20 protein-coding genes are annotated in these 16,877 nt (G+C 61.1%); 10 read left to right on the top strand and 10 right to left on the bottom strand.

The genetic code is table 11. The annotated features are described in order from the left end of the window. Window positions 1–3: 3 nt before the first annotated feature. Both JWS10_RS21305 and JWS10_RS20425 read right to left on the bottom strand, forming a co-directional pair. Window positions 4–258 (bottom strand): Ada metal-binding domain-containing protein, encoded by a 255-nt coding sequence (locus JWS10_RS21305; RefSeq protein WP_366943565.1) that lies wholly within the window; start codon window positions 256–258, stop codon window positions 4–6. Next, on the bottom strand, window positions 249–1,121 hold the full coding sequence (locus JWS10_RS20425; protein ID WP_299509655.1) for a DMT family transporter: 873 nt from the start codon (window positions 1,119–1,121) through the stop codon (window positions 249–251). Before JWS10_RS20425 ends, JWS10_RS21305 begins: the two co-directional genes overlap by 10 nt. 172 nt (window positions 1,122–1,293) lie before the next feature. Between JWS10_RS20425 and hisA the strand changes: the two genes are divergently transcribed. The 3 genes from hisA to JWS10_RS20410 all read left to right on the top strand — a co-directional run bounded on the left by hisA (window position 1,294) and on the right by JWS10_RS20410 (window position 3,179). After that, a complete protein-coding gene (hisA, locus tag JWS10_RS20420; RefSeq protein ID WP_299509651.1) occupies window positions 1,294–2,013 on the top strand; it encodes a 1-(5-phosphoribosyl)-5-[(5-phosphoribosylamino)methylideneamino]imidazole-4-carboxamide isomerase in 720 nt (239 codons plus the stop codon). 99 nt (window positions 2,014–2,112) lie between these two features. Continuing rightward, complete coding sequence (gene hisF / locus JWS10_RS20415) at window positions 2,113–2,874, top strand: imidazole glycerol phosphate synthase subunit HisF (RefSeq protein WP_299509648.1); 762 nt, start codon at window positions 2,113–2,115, stop codon at window positions 2,872–2,874. Further along, the gene (locus JWS10_RS20410) at window positions 2,871–3,179 is read left to right on the top strand and encodes a phosphoribosyl-ATP diphosphatase (protein ID WP_299509645.1); all 309 of its coding nucleotides are present in this window, start codon (window positions 2,871–2,873) and stop codon (window positions 3,177–3,179) included. The genes hisF and JWS10_RS20410 overlap by 4 nt, the downstream gene beginning before the upstream one ends. Before the next feature lie 151 nt (window positions 3,180–3,330). On the opposite strand, the gene JWS10_RS20405 is transcribed toward JWS10_RS20410, so the two are convergent. The 3 genes from JWS10_RS20405 to hisB all read right to left on the bottom strand — a co-directional run bounded on the left by JWS10_RS20405 (window position 3,331) and on the right by hisB (window position 5,550). Beyond that, window positions 3,331–4,236, bottom strand: a complete 906-nt coding sequence (locus JWS10_RS20405; protein WP_299509643.1) for a glutaminase — start codon at window positions 4,234–4,236, stop codon at window positions 3,331–3,333. Continuing rightward, window positions 4,237–4,875, bottom strand: a complete 639-nt coding sequence (gene hisH, locus JWS10_RS20400) for an imidazole glycerol phosphate synthase subunit HisH (RefSeq protein WP_299509641.1) — start codon at window positions 4,873–4,875, stop codon at window positions 4,237–4,239. It lies immediately after the preceding gene. Between the two features lie 87 nt (window positions 4,876–4,962). Further along, complete coding sequence (gene hisB / locus JWS10_RS20395) at window positions 4,963–5,550, bottom strand: imidazoleglycerol-phosphate dehydratase HisB (RefSeq protein WP_299509639.1); 588 nt, start codon at window positions 5,548–5,550, stop codon at window positions 4,963–4,965. A 127-nt stretch (window positions 5,551–5,677) separates the two neighbouring features. Here hisB and JWS10_RS20390 point away from each other — a divergent pair, with 127 nt between their 5' ends. Next, a complete protein-coding gene (locus JWS10_RS20390; RefSeq protein ID WP_299509637.1) occupies window positions 5,678–7,051 on the top strand; it encodes a phosphomannomutase in 1,374 nt (457 codons plus the stop codon). A 109-nt stretch (window positions 7,052–7,160) separates the two neighbouring features. Here the strand turns inward: JWS10_RS20390 and JWS10_RS20385 are convergent, their stop codons facing one another. Beyond that, window positions 7,161–8,684 carry a UxaA family hydrolase gene (locus tag JWS10_RS20385; RefSeq protein WP_299509635.1) on the bottom strand — a complete coding sequence of 508 codons (1,524 nt, stop codon included), beginning with the start codon at window positions 8,682–8,684 and terminating at the stop codon, window positions 7,161–7,163. A 51-nt stretch (window positions 8,685–8,735) separates the two neighbouring features. Here JWS10_RS20385 and JWS10_RS20380 point away from each other — a divergent pair, with 51 nt between their 5' ends. Next, entirely contained in the window at window positions 8,736–9,467 is a 732-nt protein-coding gene (locus JWS10_RS20380; protein WP_299509633.1) for a GntR family transcriptional regulator, read from the top strand. 113 nt (window positions 9,468–9,580) lie between these two features. On the opposite strand, the gene JWS10_RS20375 is transcribed toward JWS10_RS20380, so the two are convergent. Continuing rightward, window positions 9,581–10,600, bottom strand: coding sequence for an aldo/keto reductase (locus JWS10_RS20375; protein WP_299509631.1), 1,020 nt, complete (start codon window positions 10,598–10,600; stop codon window positions 9,581–9,583). 91 nt (window positions 10,601–10,691) lie between these two features. Between JWS10_RS20375 and JWS10_RS20370 the strand changes: the two genes are divergently transcribed. From JWS10_RS20370 to JWS10_RS20350, 5 genes are read left to right on the top strand one after another with little or no spacing between them, the layout of a single operon-like run. Next, window positions 10,692–11,501, top strand: a complete 810-nt coding sequence (locus tag JWS10_RS20370) for a BtpA/SgcQ family protein (protein WP_299509629.1) — start codon at window positions 10,692–10,694, stop codon at window positions 11,499–11,501. Then, the gene (locus JWS10_RS20365) at window positions 11,501–12,586 is read left to right on the top strand and encodes a M42 family peptidase (protein WP_299509626.1); all 1,086 of its coding nucleotides are present in this window, start codon (window positions 11,501–11,503) and stop codon (window positions 12,584–12,586) included. Before JWS10_RS20370 ends, JWS10_RS20365 begins: the two co-directional genes overlap by 1 nt. Next, complete coding sequence (locus JWS10_RS20360; RefSeq protein ID WP_299509623.1) at window positions 12,583–14,076, top strand: FGGY-family carbohydrate kinase; 1,494 nt, start codon at window positions 12,583–12,585, stop codon at window positions 14,074–14,076. Before JWS10_RS20365 ends, JWS10_RS20360 begins: the two co-directional genes overlap by 4 nt. Before the next feature lie 8 nt (window positions 14,077–14,084). Next, window positions 14,085–14,348, top strand: coding sequence for a hypothetical protein (locus JWS10_RS20355; RefSeq protein WP_299509621.1), 264 nt, complete (start codon window positions 14,085–14,087; stop codon window positions 14,346–14,348). Then, window positions 14,345–14,620: a hypothetical protein gene (locus JWS10_RS20350; protein ID WP_299509620.1), complete on the top strand. Its 276-nt coding sequence runs from the start codon at window positions 14,345–14,347 to the stop codon at window positions 14,618–14,620. The genes JWS10_RS20355 and JWS10_RS20350 overlap by 4 nt, the downstream gene beginning before the upstream one ends. A 209-nt stretch (window positions 14,621–14,829) precedes the next feature. Here the strand turns inward: JWS10_RS20350 and rbsK are convergent, their stop codons facing one another. Genes rbsK through JWS10_RS20335 form a run of 3 tightly spaced genes read right to left on the bottom strand, consistent with a single transcriptional unit; the run spans window position 14,830 to window position 16,735 of the window. After that, a complete protein-coding gene (gene rbsK / locus JWS10_RS20345) occupies window positions 14,830–15,762 on the bottom strand; it encodes a ribokinase (RefSeq protein WP_299509617.1) in 933 nt (310 codons plus the stop codon). Between the two features lies 1 nt (window position 15,763). Continuing rightward, on the bottom strand, window positions 15,764–16,219 hold the full coding sequence (locus JWS10_RS20340) for an RbsD/FucU family protein (protein WP_299483167.1): 456 nt from the start codon (window positions 16,217–16,219) through the stop codon (window positions 15,764–15,766). A gap of 60 nt (window positions 16,220–16,279) precedes the next feature. Beyond that, window positions 16,280–16,735, bottom strand: coding sequence for a TOBE domain-containing protein (locus JWS10_RS20335; RefSeq protein ID WP_299509614.1), 456 nt, complete (start codon window positions 16,733–16,735; stop codon window positions 16,280–16,282). Window positions 16,736–16,877 lie beyond the last annotated feature (142 nt).

Below are 16,877 nucleotides of genomic sequence, written 5' to 3'. Positions count from 1 at the left end.
AGTTTAACGCGAATAAAACCCGGTCCGCGCGTGGACACCTGGCGCCGCACAGCGCTTGCAGCGTCGATACCCGCCCGCCTCCGCCTCCTCCGCGACCTCAAAAATCCGCAAATTCTTCCGCAATGGTGGGCGCGAGGGGCAGGCAAAATCACAATAAATCGCCGTGCTGGAAACCCCATAAAACCCGTCCCGAGTAACCTTGCTCAGCAAATCCGCCCAGTCCTGATCGCTCGCCTCGATCCCACCCTTTACCGCCATTTCAAAACCCTCCCATCCAAAGCAGCGAGCCCCGCCGCGATCAAAAGAAACCCCGCCAACTGTCGCCCCGAAATCGCATCCCCCAGAAACATCGCCCCGAGCAAACACGCCGAAACCGGCACGAGAAACGTCACCAATAACAGATTACTCGACCCCGCTGAAGCGAGCAGCCGGAAATAAATCAAGTAGGCCAGCGCTGTTGAGGCCGCCGCAATCGCCAGCACCGCCCCGATCACTGCAGGCCCGGGCACAGCCAAGTTCCAAGGCCGATCCACCATCAACCAAATCGGCAGCAAGATCATCGCAGCAGAGGCCACCTGCCCGAAAGCGGTAGCCAGCGCAGACACCCCCAGCCCACGAAACCGTCTGCCCCAAATCCCCGCCAAGCCATAGGAAAACGCTGCCCCTACACAAGCAAGGCTCGCCCAAAAATCGCCCAACGCCGCCCCACCCATCATCACCACCACACCGGCGAATCCGCAGGCCAAGCCCGCAGCCTTGGGAAGGGTGATCTTCTCCTCGGTCAACAAATGCGCCAGCAGCACACCCCAAAGCGGCGTCGTCGCGTTCAAGATAGAGGCCATGCCGCCGGAAATACGCCCCTGCGCCAGCACAAACAAAGTGAACGGGATCGCGTTGTTCAAGAGACCCATCACCGCCAGCGCCCGCCAAACCACCAGCCCACGCGGAAATACCGTCCCAGAAGCCCACATTGCCAGCGCGAGAAACCCCGCGCCAAGCCCGACCCGGCCCCAGACCACACTCAAAGTCGGCAAACCTCGCAGCGCAATCGCTACAAAGAAAAACGACCCGCCCCAAAGCAGGGACAGTATCACCAAGCGGTTCCAATCCTTCAGCGACATCAACGGCTCCCATTCAAGCCGCCAGATAAACCAGCCCGCGCGATAATAGCGACCCGGTTTTTGCGAATTCCTACGTAGCAATTTTCGCACATGTATAGGTAACACGACCCCGCGCGGGTCTTGGCAATCGCGCCCCCACACCCTAAAGCCTGCGTTAAAGATGGAGGCGGTGATGATCCTATACCCGGCGATTGATCTGAAAGACGGCCAATGCGTGCGGCTCTTGCGCGGTGAGATGTCTGCGGCCACGGTTTTTGGCGATGATCCTGCAGCGCAGGCGCTAAAGTTTGAGGATGCGGGCTGCGCTTGGCTGCATCTGGTCGATCTGAATGGCGCGTTTGCTGGCACCCCGGTCAATGCGGCCGCGGTTGAGGCGATTTTGGCGGCGGTGAAGGTTCCGGCTCAGTTGGGTGGCGGGATTCGCGACATGGCGACGATTGCGATGTGGCTGGAAAAGGGTCTGGCGCGGGTGATTTTGGGCACGGTGGCGGTGGAGAATCCGGCGCTGGTGCGAGAGGCCGCGAAGGCTTTCCCCGGCAAGGTTGCCGTGGGAATTGATGCCCGCAAGGGGTTCGTCGCGACCAAAGGCTGGGCTACGGAAACCACGGTGAAAGTCACCGACCTTGCCCGCAGCTTTGAAGATGCCGGGGTGGCGGCCATCATCTACACCGACATTGACCGCGACGGTGCGATGCAGGGGCCAAACCTTGAAGCGACCGAGGCTTTGGCGCGGGCGGTTTCGATACCGGTGATTGCTTCAGGCGGCGTGTCTAGGATGGAAGACCTGATAGCTTTAAGGGATACTGGCGTGATCGCGGGGGCAATCTCGGGTCGCGCGCTTTATGATGGGGCGATTGATCTGGCTGCGGCTTTAGAAGCTTTGAGCCTCTAGGTCATCCTCTCTGCTCAAATATCCTCAGGGGGTGAGGCGAAGCCGAGGGGGCGTGAGCGCCCCCTTTCGCCGCACTGATACCCGCGATAAGGTCATGCCATGTTAAAAACCCGCCTGATCCCCTGCCTTGATGTTGCCGATGGCCGCGTGGTCAAGGGCGTGAATTTTGTCTCGCTGCGCGATGCGGGCGATCCGGTTGAGGCTGCGCGGGCTTATGATGCGGCGGGGGCGGATGAGTTGTGCTTTCTTGATATTCACGCGACGCACGAAAATCGCGGCACGATGTTTGATCTGGTGACGCGGACTGCTGAGGCTTGTTTCATGCCGCTGACGGTGGGCGGTGGGGTGCGCACGCATGAAGACGTGCGGGCTTTGTTGTTGGCGGGGGCGGATAAGGTTTCGTTCAATTCGGCGGCTGTGGCTGACCCGGATGTGGTGGCTGAGGCGGCGGACCGGTTTGGGTCGCAGTGTATTGTGGTGGCGATCGATGCGAAGACTGTCGCTCCGGGCAAGTGGGAGATTTTTACCCATGGCGGGCGGAAGGCGACTGGGATTGATGCGGTGGAATTCGCGCGGCTGATGGTCGCAAAGGGTGCGGGGGAGATTTTGCTGACCTCGATGGACCGTGATGGCACGCGGGCGGGGTTCAATCTGGGCTTGACGCGGACGGTGTCGGATGCGGTTGCGGTTCCGGTGATTGCGTCCGGTGGGGTGGGGACGTTGGAGCATCTGGTGGAGGGTGTGACGCAGGGCGGCGCTTCGGCGGTTTTGGCGGCTTCGATCTTTCACTTTGGTGAGTTTAGCATTGGCGAGGCGAAGCAATATATGGCCGCGGCGGGTATTGCGATGAGGTTGACATGAGCGCGTTGGATCGGTTGAGCGAGACTATTTTTGCCCGCAAAACGGCGGACCCGGAGAGTTCTTGGACGGCGAAATTGCTGGCTAAGGGGCCGGAGAAATGTGCTGAGAAGTTCGGGGAAGAGGCGATTGAGGCGATCATTGAGGCGGTGAAGGGGGATCGGGCGCGGCTCACCTCGGAGGCGGCTGATGTGATCTATCATTTGCTGGTGATGTTGGCGTCGCGGGATGTTTCGCTGGGGGATGTTTTGGCGGAATTGGAGCGGCGCGAAGGGGTGTCGGGGATTGCTGAGAAGGCGGCGCGGTAGGCTGTTCACGCGTGGACGCTAATTATTATTGTTATATATCAATAGGCTATAAGTATCGCTTACGGATTGTTAATGGTTGCGCAGCGGAGATGGGGAGCCTCCGGCGGGGATATTTGGGCCAATGTGAAATGTTAAGGGTCGGTTCGCGGCTTTAACCGAATACGGACCAACCCATGCCGCGTGCCAGTTTCTCAATGGCGAGAGAGCCTAGTTTGGAGTTGCCATTGGCGTTTAGACCGGGCGACCAGACGGCGATGGAGGCTTTGCCGGGGGCGATGGCGAGGATGCCGCCGCCGACGCCGGATTTGCCGGGAAGACCTACGCGGTAGGCGAATTCACCTGAGGCATCATAGTGGCCGCAGGTCATCATCAGCGCGTTGATGCGGCGGATGCGGGCGATGGAAACCAAGCGCGGGCAGCCGGGTGCGCCGAGCAGGAAGCGGCCAGCGCGGGCGAGCTGGGCGGCGGTCATTTCCACAGCGCATTGGTGGACATAGGTGCCGATAGCGAGTGCTGTCGGGTTGCGCAGGTTGCCCATCGCGGCCATAAATTCGGCTAAAGCGATGTTGCGATGGGCGGTGGCCTGTTCGGATTTAGCCACCGCTTGATTTATGGTGATGCTGTCATCTTCGGCGGCGGCTTGGATGAAACGCAGCAGTTCGGCCAACACGTCGCGCGGCTGGCGGCCTTGCAGGATCGCGTCGGTGACGGCTATGGCACCAGAGTTGACGAACGGATTGCGCGGGATGCCGTTCTCTTGTTCCAGTTGCAGGATCGAGTTGAAGGCGAGGCCCGACGGTTCGCGGCCAACGCGGGCCCATATTTGATCGCCCAAGCGGCCCAAGGCGATGGCGAGGGTGAAGACTTTCGAGATTGATTGGATCGAGAACGGGGTCTCTGCGTCGCCTGCGGTGAGGGTTTCGCCGGAGGGTAATGCCACGGCGATGCCGAATTGATTGGGATCGATTTTAGCCAGTTCGGGGATGTAGTTGGCAACTTTGCCGCGATCTGTGGCTTCGGCCATCTCCGACGCGATTTGGTCGAGCAGCGCATGCATTCAGGGCTTCCATGCCAAGAAATTGGCGATCAGGCGCAGGCCGGTGGCTTGGGATTTCTCGGGATGGAACTGCATCCCCAGCATAGTGGCGCGGCCGATGATCGCGGTGACATCGCCCGCGTAATCGACATGGGCAAGGCGTTCGGCGGGGTTTTCGACGCGGAAATGATAGGAATGCACAAAATAGGCGTGGTCGCCGGTTTTGATGCCTTCGAGTACCGGGTGCGGGTGGTCGATGACGAGATCGTTCCAGCCCATATGCGGGACTTTCAGGTTTTGATCGGCGGGTGTGATTTTTACCACTTCGCCGGGGATCCAGCCGAAACCTTTGGTATCCCCGTATTCACGGCCCCAAGTCGCCATCATTTGCATGCCGACGCAGATGCCAAGAAACGGGCGGGCGCGGCTGGTGACGGCTTCTTCAATGGCCTCAAACAACTCGCCGTAATTGCCCAAGGCGCGGCGGCAGGACGGGAAAGCGCCGTCTCCGGGCAACACGATGCGGTCGGCGCGGGCGACATCCTCGGGGCGAGAGGAGACGAGGACTGTGCCGGCGTTTGACTCTAAGGCCATGCGCTGGAAGGCTTTTTCAGCCGAGTGCAGGTTGCCGGAATCGTAGTCTACGAGGACGGTGAGCATTTGGCGGGCCTTGGGATTGTTGGCGGCGTTGGGATGCCTCCGGCGGGGATACTGAGCGCAGAGGATGATTTAAGTGGCTATGGTTAACTAAAGCGCGCCTTTGGTAGAGGGCAGAACGCCTGCCATGCGGGGGTCGGGCTCGACGGCTTCACGCAAGGCGCGGGCTGCGGCTTTGAAGGCGGCTTCGGCGATGTGGTGGCTGTTCAGGCCGTGGATCAGGTCAACATGCAGGGTTATGCCGCCGTGGGTGGCGAGGGCTTGGAAGAATTCGCGCACCAGTTCGGTGTCAAACGTGCCGATTTTAGCTGCGGTGAAAGGGACATTCCAGACCAAGAATGGGCGCGCGGAGAGATCCAATGCGCAGGCGACCTGGGTGTCGTCCATTGCGAGGCGGAAATGGCCGTAGCGGCGGATGCCTTTTTTATCGCCCAAGGCGCGGGTGAGGGCTCGGCCGAGGGCGATACCGACGTCTTCAACGGTGTGGTGATCGTCGATGTGAAGATCGCCCGCCGCCTGAACGGTAATGTCGATCAGAGAATGGCGGGCGAGTTGATCGAGCATATGGTCGAAAAAGCCTACGCCGGTGGCGATTTTGGCGATGCCAGTGCCGTCGAGGTTGATGGCAACGGCGATCTTTGTCTCATTGGTGTTGCGGGTGATCTCGGCTGTGCGCATCACGGGCTCCTATTGCGGTTGCGGCCTTATAGGGCGGGGGGGGCGGTTTGGAAAGGCTTTGGCTGCTGGACCTTTGGCGGGTGCGGGGCCTATTGTGCCGCGAAATTTGACGGAAATTTGGTGAGATATGCCGCATTATACCTGCTTCAAAGCCTATGATATTCGCGGCAAACTTGGTGATGAGCTGAATGCCGATATTGCGCGGCGGATTGGGCGGGCGTTTGCTGAAGGGCTTGGGGCGAAGCGGGTGGTGCTGGGGCAGGATTGTCGGGCGTCTTCGGCGGAACTGGCGGCGGCGGTGGCCGAGGGGCTGGTGGCGGCGGGGGTGGAGGTGATGGATCTGGGGCTGTGCGGAACCGAGGAGATGTATTTTGCCACCACGGCGCTGCAGGCGGATGGCGGCGTTGAAGTGACGGCCTCGCATAATCCGATGGATTACAACGGCATGAAGATGGTGCGGCGGGGGTCCGCTCCGCTGGATGCCACTACCGGGCTGGCGCAGATCAGGGCGTTGGCGGAGGCTGGGGCGTTTGGGGAAGGACTGCCGGGGGGGCGTGTGGTGGATGCGTCGGGGGTGCGGGCTGGGTTTGTGGAACGGGTGCTGTCGTTTGTAAATCTGGGCGCGCTGCGGCCGCTGAAAATCGTGGTGAATGCGGGGAATGGGGCTGCGGGGCCGACGTTTGATGCGATTGCTGAGGCGTTGGCCTTGGCGGGCGCTCCGCTGGAGTTCGTGCGGATGCATCATCAGGCCGATGGCAGTTTTCCCAATGGCATCCCGAACCCGTTGCTGCCGGAAAACCAGCCTGTGACGGCGGCGGCTGTTGTGGCGGCCGGTGCGGATATGGGCGTGGCTTGGGATGGCGATTTCGACCGATGCTTCCTGTTCGATGCGACGGGCAGGTTTGTGGCGGGGGAGTATCTGGTCGGGCTGCTGGCGGAGGTGTTCTTGGCGAAAGAGCCGGGGGCTACGATTGTGCATGATCCGCGGGTGATCTGGAACACGCAGGATGTGGTGGCGCGGGCTGGGGGGACGACTGTGGCTGCTCCGACGGGGCACGCGTTTTTGAAGCAGGCGTTGCGCGATACTGGCGCGGTTTATGGGGGCGAAATGTCGGCGCACCATTATTTCCGCGACTTTATGGCGTGCGATTCCGGGATGATTCCCTGGCTGTTGGTGGCGGAGTTGATGGGGCGGTCGGGGCTGTCGTTGGCGGATCTGTTGGCGGCTCGGCGGGCGGCGTTTCCGTCTTCGGGAGAGATCAACTTTAGGGTTACGGATGCGCGGGCGGTGGTGGCGCGGATTGAGGCTGCTTATGCGCCGAGGGCTGTGGCGCGGGATGATTTGGACGGGCTGTCGTTGGAGTTCGGCGATTGGCGGTTCAATTTACGGTCGTCGAATACCGAGCCGTTGTTGCGGCTGAATGTCGAGGCGCGGGGACGGGTGGATCTGGTTGAGGCGGCTGTGGCGGAGATTTCGGCTCTGATTGAGATGGAGGGGTGAGAGGGCGGCGTGCCTCCGGCGGGGATATTTGAGCCAATGTGAAATTGGTAAAGCGGCGGCTTAAGGTCATCCTCTCTGCTTAAATATCCCCGCCGGAGGCTCTATCTTGCTACATCACCGCGCCGATTTGCCATGGGACGAACTCGGAACCGCCGAAGCCTAGTTGTTCGGAGAAGGTGCGCTCGCCTGAAGCCACTGTGATGACTTTCTCAAGGATTTCAGCGCCTTTCGCGGCGATGCTCACACCGTTTGTGAGGATGTCGCCGCAGTTTATGTCCATGTCTTCGGCCATGCGGGTATACATTTCGGTGTTGGTGGCAAGCTTGATGCAGGGGCTTGGCTTGTAGCCGGAGACGGAGCCGCGTCCGGTGGTGAAGATGATCATGGTGGCACCGGAGGCGATTTGGCCGGTGACGGAACAAGGGTCGTAGCCGGGGCTGTCCATGTAGGTGAAGCCGGGGGTGGTTATGGGCTCTGCGAATTTGTAGACGCCAACAAGCGGGGCTGTGCCACCTTTGGCGACGGCGCCGAGCGACTTTTCGAGGATCGTGGTGAGGCCGCCTTTTTTATTGCCGGGGGATGGGTTGTTGTCCATCTCGCCGCCGTTGCGGGCGGTGTAATCCTCCCACCAACGGATGCGCTCCAGCAGTTTGTCACCGACCTCTTTTGAGACGGCGCGGCGCGTCAGCAGGTGCTCTGCGCCGTAGATTTCGGGTGTTTCGGACAGAATTGTGGTGCCGCCCATCTGCACCAGCAAGTCGGACATATGTCCAAGAGCCGGGTTGGCGGTGATGCCGGAATAGCCGTCAGAGCCGCCGCATTGCAGGCCGATCATCAGCTTGGAAACCGGCGCGGGGGCGCGGGCGGTGTGGCTTGCGACCTCGGCCATCTCATGCAAAACCTTCAGGCCAGCCGCGATTGTGGCGCGGGTGCCGCCAGTTTGCTGAATGGTCATATAGCGGAAATTGCCGTCGGGGCGCAGGCGGCCTTGGCCGACCAGATCGGGCACCTGCATGACCTCGCAGCCCAGACCCACCAGAAGGATGCCGCCGAAATTGGCGTTGCGGGCGTAGCCTTTAAGCGTGCGCATCAGGGTGTCGTAGCCCTCGTTTACCCCCGACATGCCGCAGCCAGTGTTGTGGACAATCGGCACAAAGCCGTCGATATTCGGCATCGCGGACAGCACCGGGTCTTTCTCGGCGGCCTCGGCGATGAAGCGGGCGACCGAGCCCGAGCAGTTCACCGAGGTGAGGATACCGATATAATTGCGGGTGCCGACCTGACCATCGCTGCGGTGGTAGCCCATGAAATTGCGGGCAGGCAGGCTGGGCAAAGCGTGGCTTTCGCTGCCAATCGCGTAATCGTCGGTGTGCGGCCCCATGCCAAGATTATGGCTGTGAATATGCGCGCCAGCCGGAATATCGACCAGAGCCTGACCGATGATCTGACCGTAGCGGATCACCTGCTCGCCCGTAGCAATTCGCCTCGTGGCGATTTTATGACCGCGCGGTATAGCTTGCGTGGTGGCGATATCCATGCCGCCCGGTTGTGCGCCGCCGGGCAAATCGACGAGGGCGATCACCAGATTATCGGCTGGATTCAACCGGATCACGCTTTCATTGCTGTGGGACATATCGCGGTGCCTTTGCTTGATCCCGAGGATAGGCTCGGCTAACATGTTAGCATGTTACAGCCCGATGACAGTTTCTCACAAGAGCCGATCTTGGCGGATCGCAGCCTGCGCCCGCTTGAGGAATTTTCTGGCTCGCTTGGCCATAAGGTTTATCAAACCTTGCGGCAGGCGATTTTATCGCTGAGCTATCGCCCCGGTGAAATCTTGCGCAAGCCCGAGATTTGCGCTGAATTGGGCGTCTCACGCAGCCCGGTTTCGGATGCGGTGGCGCGGCTGGCCAATGAGGGGCTGGTCGATGTGATCCCACAGGCGGGCACCTATGTGGCGCGGTTTTCGATGGCGGAAATCAGGGAGGGGGCGTTCCTGCGCGAAGCGATCGAATTGCAAGCCATTGAACTGGTTGCCGAAAGCATCAGCGAAGAACAGTTGGTGGCGTTGCGGCGCAATCTGACGGTGCAGGCGGCGTTGCTCGGGGATTGTGATATTCCGGGGTTTTACCAGCTTGACGGTGAGATGCATGAGATGATCCGCAGCTTTACCGGCTATCGCAAGCTGTCGGCGGTGGCGGAAAGTGCTTGGGTGCATGTCGAGCGAGCGCGGCGGTTGGTGCTTCCGGTGGATGGTAGAGTTAGCGCGACTTTGGCCGAGCATCGCGCGATTATGGCGGCACTCGAAGCGCGCGATCCGCAGGCGGCGCGGGCGGCGATGCGGCTGCATTTGCGCAAATTGGTGACGTATCTGGAGCCTTTGGAGCGCAGCCACCCGGAGTTGTTTAATCCTTGAGGTGCGGTCTGATGAGCTGTCGGACGGGGGGGGTCACACCCCCGCGCGGCGAAGGGCCGCTTCCCCCGTGGGATATTTGAGCAGAGAGGATGACAATTTTAGGTAAGTTTTAGTTAGATTGGGGCGTCGGGGTGGAGCAGACCTTGGGCTTTCAGATCGGCCCATAGTTCGGCGGGGATTTGGGCGTTTGCGGCTGTCACGTTGCTGTCCATTTCGGCGACGCCTTGACCGCCGGGGATGATGGAAACCACCGCTGGATGGCGCAGAGGGAACTGGAAAGCGGCATCGACGAGGCGGGTATTGTGGGCTTCGCATATGGCTTGGATGGCGGCTACGCGGGCGAGAATAGGCTCGGGGGCCGGGTCGTAATTGTAAAACGCGCCGGGTTTTGGTCCGCTGGCGAGGATGCCGGAATTGTAGGGGCCGCCGATGATGATGCCGACGCCGCGTTGTTGGGCGAGGGGCAGGAAGCTGATGAGCGGCGCTTGTTCGAGCAAAGTGTAGCGGCCCGCGAGCAGGAACAGGTCGAAATCGCCACGCTCCAGCAGCCATTGGCAGGGCTGCCATTCGTTCACCCCCGCGCCGAAGGCTTTGATCACGCCTTGATCGCGCAATTCCCGTAGCGCGCGGTAGCCGCCCGCCATGAACTCGCTGAGTTTGGCGTCGAGGTTGGTCTGCGAGCCGTGATTTCCGACATCAAGATCATGCGCATAGAGGATGTCGATGCGGTCAAGCCCGAGGCGTTCGAGCGACGCCTCAAGCGAGCGCATCACGCCGTCATAGCTGTAATCGTAGACCTCATTTCGGGCGGGCACCTCAAACCATTTGGCAAAGCCGTCGCGCTGATCGGGCGGGCAAACCCGCAGGTGGCGGCCGACTTTGGTTGACAGAATGTAGCTGTCGCGAGGTTTGTCGCGCAGAAAGTGATTGAGCCGGGTTTCGGACAGGCCAAGGCCATAGAGCGGCGCGGTGTCAAAATAGCGCACGCCTGCATCCCAAGCGCGAGTCAGGATGGCTTGGGCGTCGGTTTCGGAAATCGCGCGGTAAAGATTGCCAAGCGGGGCCGCGCCGAAGCCCAATTCGGTGAAGCCTAGGCCGCCGTTGCCCAAGCGATCCCAGTGTCTGACCTGCATATTCGCCCCCTGATTTTAACTGACATGCTAGTATGTTCTGCCTTCCCGGCCAATGGCTTTCGCGTTAGCCTTCGCAAAACGGGAGGGTTTTATGACGAGATTTGCGGAGGTATTCGGTGCGAAAAAGCCGGTGATTGCGATGGTGCATCTGGGGGCGATGCCCGGGACGCCGCTGCATGATCCAGAGGCGGGCGTCGAGGGGATAATTGCCGGGGCTTTGGCTGATCTGACGGCGTTGCAGGCGGCGGGATTTGATGCGGTGATGTTTGGCAACGAGAATGATCGGCCGTATGAATTGCGCGTCGATGCCGCGAGCACGGTGACGATGGGCTATGTGATCGGGCGGTTGCGGGGGCAGATTGCCGTGCCGTTTGGGGTGAATGTGCTGTGGGATCCGATGGCGACCATGGCCTTGGCGGCGGCGACCGGGGCTGCGTTTGTGCGTGAGATTTTCACCGGGACTTATGCGAGCGATATGGGAGTTTGGGCGCCTGATGCGGGGGCGGCTTTGCGCTATGGCCAGCGGATTGGCGCGAGCCGTGTGGTGAAATTGTATAACGTTTCGGCGGAGTTCGCGGGGTCATTGGACCCTCGATCATTGCCGGATCGGGCACGCTCGGCGGTGTTTTCGTCGATCCCGGATGCGGTGTTGGTGTCCGGCGCGATCACTGGCGAGGCCGCGAAGATGGTCGATCTTGAGGCGGTAAAGCGGGTGTTGCCGAATACGCCTGTGCTCGCGAATACCGGGGTGAAGCATGACACGGTGGCGGAGGTTTTGCGGGTGGCGGATGGCTGTATTGTGGGGTCCGCGTTGAAGCATGGCGGCGATACTTGGGCGGCGGTGGACCCTGTGCGAGCGCGTGATTTCATGGACCGTGTGCGCGCGGTGCGGGGGGCATGATGCGGCAATTACTGACGGAATTGATGCTGATACCGGGGCTTTCGGGCTATGAGGAACGGGTGGCGGGCTGCATTGCGCGGCATCTCGATGGCTTGGGAATTTCGCATCGCTCGGATCGTTTGGGCAATCTGGTAGCTACTTTGCCGGGTGATCCTGAAGCACCCTCGGTGATGGTCTTCACCCATATGGATCAGCTGGGGTTTATCATTCGCAAGGTGGAGGACTCTGGCCTGATCCGGTTGGAGCGGCTGGGCGGCGTGCCAGAGCGGGCTTTGGCTGCGCAAGCGGTGCTGATTTGCACCGATCAGGGCGATCTGCCGGGGTTGATTGCCAACAAAAGCCACCATGCGACCACGCCGGATGAAAAATATCGGGTGGTGCCTTATGCGGAACTCTACGTCGATGCGGGGTTTTCGAACCGTGCCGAGGCGGAGGCCGCGGGCGTGAAAATTGGCTGCCCGGTGGTGTATATGCCGCGGGTGATTGACCTTGCCGGGGATCGGTTGGCGGGGACTTCGGTGGATGATCGCGCGGGCTGTGCGGCGCTGATTGATCTTGGGCGACGGCTGGTGGGGCGGCAATCCGGGCCGACGGTGCATCTGGTTTGGTCGGTGCAAGAGGAATACAACCTGCGCGGCGTGCTGCCTGCGGCGACGTCCTGCGCGCCGGATATTGCCTTGCAGATTGATCTGCTGCTGGCCTGCGACACGCCTGATATGACCGGGCGCGGTGAGGTTACTTTGGGCGGCGGGCCGGGGATTTCGCTCTATTCCTTCCACGGTCGCGGCACCTTGAACGGGGTCATTCCGCATCCGGCTTTGGTGCGGCTGTTTGAGGCAGCGGCAGACGCGCGCGGTCTGCCGCTGCAACGCTCCGCCCATACCGGGGCGCTGACCGATCTGTCCTATATTCAGTTCATGGGCACCGAAGGCGTTGCCTGTTTGGATGTAGGTTTCCCGATGCGTTACAGTCACTCCGCGTTGGAAGTGCTTGATATGCGGGATCTTTCCGGCATGGTAGATCTGTTGGAGCAGGCGCTGTCGCAGATTGGCCCGGGGTTTGATCTGTCGCGGCGGCCGCGATGAGTTACACGCTCGGCGTCGATATTGGCACCTTTGAGACAAAGGGCGTGCTGGTTGATGCTACGGGGGCAATTATTGCTCAGGCGTCGCGCGCGCATAAGATGTTGGTGCCGCAATCGGGCTGGGCGGAGCACCGCGCGGAAGATGACTGGTGGGGTGATTTTGTATTTGTTACCACGGCGTTGCTTCGCGACTCTCATGTAGAACCTGAGGAGATTGTTGCGGTGGCGTGCTCGGCTATCGGCCCTTGTATGCTGCCCGTGGACGCTGCTGGCAAACCGCTGATGAACGGTGTGCTTTATGGTGTCGATACGCGGGCTTCGGCGCAGATTTCTGAGCTGACCGAGCGGATTGGCGCGGAGGTCATCATGGCGCGGTGCGGCAATGCGCTGACCTCGCAATCGGTGGGGCCGAAGATTTTGTGGCTGAAGCAACAGCGGCCCGAGATTTACGCGCAGACCGCGATGGTGTTGTCGGCAACGCCTTATCTGACGTGGAAGCTGACCGGCGACTATGTGATGGATCACTACACGGCGGCGAATTTCTCGCCGTTGTATGATGTGAACACGCTGAGTTGGGCGGAGGATTTGGCAGCGGGTATCATCGCTGTGGATCGCCTGCCAAGGCTGGCGTGGAGCACGGAAATTGCTGGTCATGTGACGGCTGAGGCGGCTGCGAAAACTGGGTTGGCGGTGGGCACTCCGGTGACTGTGGGCACGATTGATGCGGCGGCAGAGGCGGTTTCGGTGGGGGTGCGCGATCCGGGCGAAATGATGATGATGTATGGCTCGACGATTTTCATCATTCAGTTGACGGCGCTTCCGGTGCGCGACCCTAGGATGTGGTATGCGCCGTGGCTGTATCCGGGACAGCACGCCTCAATGGCGGGGTTGGCCACTTCTGGCACGCTGACGCATTGGTTTCGCGACCAGTTTGCGCGCGAGTTGGGGGACGGTGCGTTTGGGATTTTGGCAAGCGAGGCGGCGGCCAGTCCGAAGGGAGCGAAGGGTTTGCTGTGCCTGCCGTATTTCTCGGGTGAGCGCACGCCGATCCATGATGCGGGCGCGGTTGGGGCGTTCTTTGGGCTGAACCTGACGCATCAACGCGGCGATCTGTTTCGTGCGGTGTTGGAGGGGATCGCTTCGGGAACCGCGCATGTGATGGAGGTTTGCCGCGAACTCGGGGCCGAGCCTGTGCGGGTGCTGGCGGTCGGGGGTGGCACGAAGAACGCGGTTTGGATGCAGGCGACCTCGGATATTGGCGGCGTGCCGCAGAGCGTGGCGGAGAAAACGATCGGCGCGAGTTATGGCGATGCGTTTCTGGCGGCGGTGGCGGTGGGGCGGGTGTTGCCGGATGAGATCGCGGAATGGAACCCGGTTGCGCGGGTGGTGCAGCCGGTGTCTGAGGCGGTTTATGCGCGGCAGTATCCGCTCTGGAAGCGGCTGTATTTGCAGACCCGCGATATTGCGCATGAATTGGGGGGCGTGGTTTGAGGAAATTGATGCTTGGGGCGCTCGCGGAGTTGGGTGCTGTGGCGGAGCGGGTTGATGAGGCGGCGGTGGAGGCCGCTTGTGGGCGGATTTTGTCGGCTCGGCGGGTGATGCTGTATGGCTGCGGGCGTGAGGGGCTGATGATGCGGGCCTTCGCGATGCGGCTCTATCATTTGGGGTTGGCGGTCTCGATGCAGGGCGATCTGACCGCGCCGCCGTTGGGGTTGGCGATCTGTTCTTCGCGGCTTGTGGGCCGGGGGAGCTTTCGACGGTGACAGCTTTGGCGGGGGTGGCTCGGGCTGCGGGTGCCGGGGTTTTGATGGTGACGGCAGAGGTTTCGGGGCCGTCGCTGGCGCTGGCGGATCAGGTTTTGGTTATTCCGGCGCAGACTATGGCGCGGGATTTGGGTGGAGATTCGGTGCTGCCGATGGGGTCTTTGTTTGAGGGGGCGATGTTTTTGGTGTTCGAAATTATGGTGCTGAGGTTGCGGGAAATGAAGGGTGAGGCGGCTGAGGCTATGCGGGCGCGGCATACCAATATGGAGTGATGTCCACACGTGGCGCGGGAGGGTGGCTTATATGAATCAACGGGTTAGCGGGGGGTAGTTAAGGGTTTATTAACGATTTCCAGTGTGATGATTGATATCAAGAGCCTCCGGCGGGGATATTTTGGCCAGTGCGAAATTGTAGGTTTCGGCTTTCGCATTGGTCTAAATATCCCCTGCGGAGCATCGCGCTTTGGTGAGGCGCTAAGCGTTCAGGACTTGGCGAGCAGGGCATCGATTTCGGCTCGGGACGGCATTGAGGGGGCGGTGCCTGCTCGGGTGACGGAGATGCCTGCTGTGGCGCAGCCGAAGCGGACGGCTTCTACGACGTCGCGGCCTTCGCAGAGCGCGACTGCAAAACCGCCGTTGAAGGCGTCGCCCGCGCCGGTGGTTTCTACGACTTTACCTGCGGAGATTACGGGGACGTGGACCGAGCGGGTGCGGTCGCGGTAGAGAGCGCCTTTGTCGCCGAGGGTCATTACCACGGCACCGACGCCGCGGGCGAGGAGAGCGTCGGCGGCGATTTCGGCTTCGGCGACGGTGGTGACGGGGAGGCCGGTTAGGGCTTCGGTTTCGGTCTCATTTGGGGTGACGTAATCGCAGAGGGCTAGGATATCGTCGCCAAGCGTCGCGGCTGGGGCGGGGTTCAGGATGGTGGTGACACCTGCGGCGCGGGCGATTTCCAGGGCGCGTTTGGCGGCGGGGATTGGTTGTTCGAGTTGCGTTACGAAGATTGCGGCGGAGGCGATGAGCTCGGCTTTTTCCTCGACATCTTCGATGGATACGCGGCCAGCGGCTCCCGGTGAGACGATGATGGCGTTGTTGCCGGTGGCTTCTTCGATGAAGATATAGGCCGCCCCGGTGTAGCTTTCGGCGTCGATTTTGACTTCGGGGATCACCCCCGCTTTCGCCCAAGTGGACCGCGCGATTTCGGCAAAGGCGTCATCGCCTAACCGCGTGATGAAACGGGTTTTGCCGCCTGCCATAGCGGCAGCGACGGCTTGGTTGGAGCCTTTGCCGCCCGGGCCGAGTACGAAGGAATTGCCCAAGATCGTCTCACCCATTTTGGGCTGACGTTCTGCGCGGTAGGCGGTGTCTGCGACGAAGATACCAAGGATTACAATGGGTTTTGCAGCGTTGCTCATGTTACTGCGCCTCTGGCGGGATCACGCCTTTGCGCAGCATGAAGCAGCCGTAGAAACGGCGCTCTCCGGTTTGGATCACGGCATAAGCTTCGCGCGCCATGTCGTAGAAGGCGAAACGCTCAATCGAGATCATCGGGCGGGTGGAGCCTTCGGCGGCGTTGATTTCGGCTTGCACCTCGGCTTGCACGGGTGGGATTTCATCGGGGAAGCCTACGACTTCCATGCGGCCGGCAAAGTCGGGCACGAAAGTATCCAGCGGATAAACCGACAGGATGGCTGCCGCGGCTTCGGCGCAGGTGAGGTTTTCCATCCGCAGCAGTTTGCCGGTGACTGTGGCGCGGGCGATGGAATCCGCTGGAAAGTTAGTGTCAGCCAAGATCAGCACATCGCCGTGGCCCATCGCGCGCAGGCAATGCAGCACTTCCGCGTTCAAGCGCGGGTCAATTCCTTTGAGCATGGTGCCCTCCCTTTTGCGGCTAGTTGTGCTGGATTTGATCCTGCGGTCAAGGCCGCGGTGTTACACTAGCCGCTGCCCGGTGGCTTTGTCGAAAATGTGTGATTGGGTGGCGTCGGGGGCGAGGGTGATGGCGTCGCCGGGGCGGAAGCTGACGCGGTCGCGGAACACGGCGGTGACTTCGCGGCCTGAGATGCGCACCACGACATGGGTTTCGGAGCCTGTCGGCTCGACCACCGCGATGGTGCCAGCAAGGCCCTGCGGGCTGAGGGCGAAGGTTTCTGGGCGCACCCCGTAGACGACTTGCTGGCCTTCGGTGGCGTTTGATCCGGGCGGCAGAGCGAGGCGCGCGCCGTCAACGTCAACCATGCCGCCCTTCACGACGCCGTCGATCAGGTTCATCGAGGGCGAGCCGATGAAGGAGGCGACGAAGATGTTGGCAGGGCGATCGTAAAGCTCTAGCGGTGCGCCGACTTGCTCGATGCGGCCACCCTGCATCACCACGATTTTGTCGGCCATGGTCATCTCATCGAACTGGACGTGGGTGACCTACACGGAGGTGGTTTTCAGGCGTTGGTGCAGCTCTATAATCTCAGTCAGCATCAGCACGCGGAGTTTCGCGTCAAGGTTAGAGAGGGGTTCATCAAACAGTAATACCTAC

This window comes from Cypionkella sp., from assembly GCF_028290025.1.
Classification (GTDB): domain Bacteria; phylum Pseudomonadota; class Alphaproteobacteria; order Rhodobacterales; family Rhodobacteraceae; genus Cypionkella.
The sequence above is the reverse complement of the archived record's forward strand: the minus strand, read 5'-3'. Positions and strand labels throughout refer to the sequence as shown.

What these genes read in the sequence shown, in the direction of transcription:
- JWS10_RS21305 (WP_366943565.1), bottom strand. Translation starts at nt 258, where the DNA reads ATGGCGGTAAAGGGTGGGATCGAGGCGAGCGATCAGGACTGGGCGGAT.
- JWS10_RS20425 (WP_299509655.1), bottom strand. Translation starts at nt 1,121, where the DNA reads ATGTCGCTGAAGGATTGGAACCGCTTGGTGATACTGTCCCTGCTTTGG.
- hisA (WP_299509651.1), top strand. Translation starts at nt 1,294, where the DNA reads ATGATCCTATACCCGGCGATTGATCTGAAAGACGGCCAATGCGTGCGG.
- hisF (WP_299509648.1), top strand. Translation starts at nt 2,113, where the DNA reads ATGTTAAAAACCCGCCTGATCCCCTGCCTTGATGTTGCCGATGGCCGC.
- JWS10_RS20410 (WP_299509645.1), top strand. Translation starts at nt 2,871, where the DNA reads ATGAGCGCGTTGGATCGGTTGAGCGAGACTATTTTTGCCCGCAAAACG.
- JWS10_RS20405 (WP_299509643.1), bottom strand. Translation starts at nt 4,236, where the DNA reads ATGCATGCGCTGCTCGACCAAATCGCGTCGGAGATGGCCGAAGCCACA.
- hisH (WP_299509641.1), bottom strand. Translation starts at nt 4,875, where the DNA reads ATGCTCACCGTCCTCGTAGACTACGATTCCGGCAACCTGCACTCGGCT.
- hisB (WP_299509639.1), bottom strand. Translation starts at nt 5,550, where the DNA reads ATGCGCACAGCCGAGATCACCCGCAACACCAATGAGACAAAGATCGCC.
- JWS10_RS20390 (WP_299509637.1), top strand. Translation starts at nt 5,678, where the DNA reads ATGCCGCATTATACCTGCTTCAAAGCCTATGATATTCGCGGCAAACTT.
- JWS10_RS20385 (WP_299509635.1), bottom strand. Translation starts at nt 8,684, where the DNA reads ATGTCCCACAGCAATGAAAGCGTGATCCGGTTGAATCCAGCCGATAAT.
- JWS10_RS20380 (WP_299509633.1), top strand. Translation starts at nt 8,736, where the DNA reads ATGTTACAGCCCGATGACAGTTTCTCACAAGAGCCGATCTTGGCGGAT.
- JWS10_RS20375 (WP_299509631.1), bottom strand. Translation starts at nt 10,600, where the DNA reads ATGCAGGTCAGACACTGGGATCGCTTGGGCAACGGCGGCCTAGGCTTC.
- JWS10_RS20370 (WP_299509629.1), top strand. Translation starts at nt 10,692, where the DNA reads ATGACGAGATTTGCGGAGGTATTCGGTGCGAAAAAGCCGGTGATTGCG.
- JWS10_RS20365 (WP_299509626.1), top strand. Translation starts at nt 11,501, where the DNA reads ATGCGGCAATTACTGACGGAATTGATGCTGATACCGGGGCTTTCGGGC.
- JWS10_RS20360 (WP_299509623.1), top strand. Translation starts at nt 12,583, where the DNA reads ATGAGTTACACGCTCGGCGTCGATATTGGCACCTTTGAGACAAAGGGC.
- JWS10_RS20355 (WP_299509621.1), top strand. Translation starts at nt 14,085, where the DNA reads ATGCTTGGGGCGCTCGCGGAGTTGGGTGCTGTGGCGGAGCGGGTTGAT.
- rbsK (WP_299509617.1), bottom strand. Translation starts at nt 15,762, where the DNA reads ATGAGCAACGCTGCAAAACCCATTGTAATCCTTGGTATCTTCGTCGCA.
- JWS10_RS20340 (WP_299483167.1), bottom strand. Translation starts at nt 16,219, where the DNA reads ATGCTCAAAGGAATTGACCCGCGCTTGAACGCGGAAGTGCTGCATTGC.
- JWS10_RS20335 (WP_299509614.1), bottom strand. Translation starts at nt 16,735, where the DNA reads ATGGCCGACAAAATCGTGGTGATGCAGGGTGGCCGCATCGAGCAAGTC.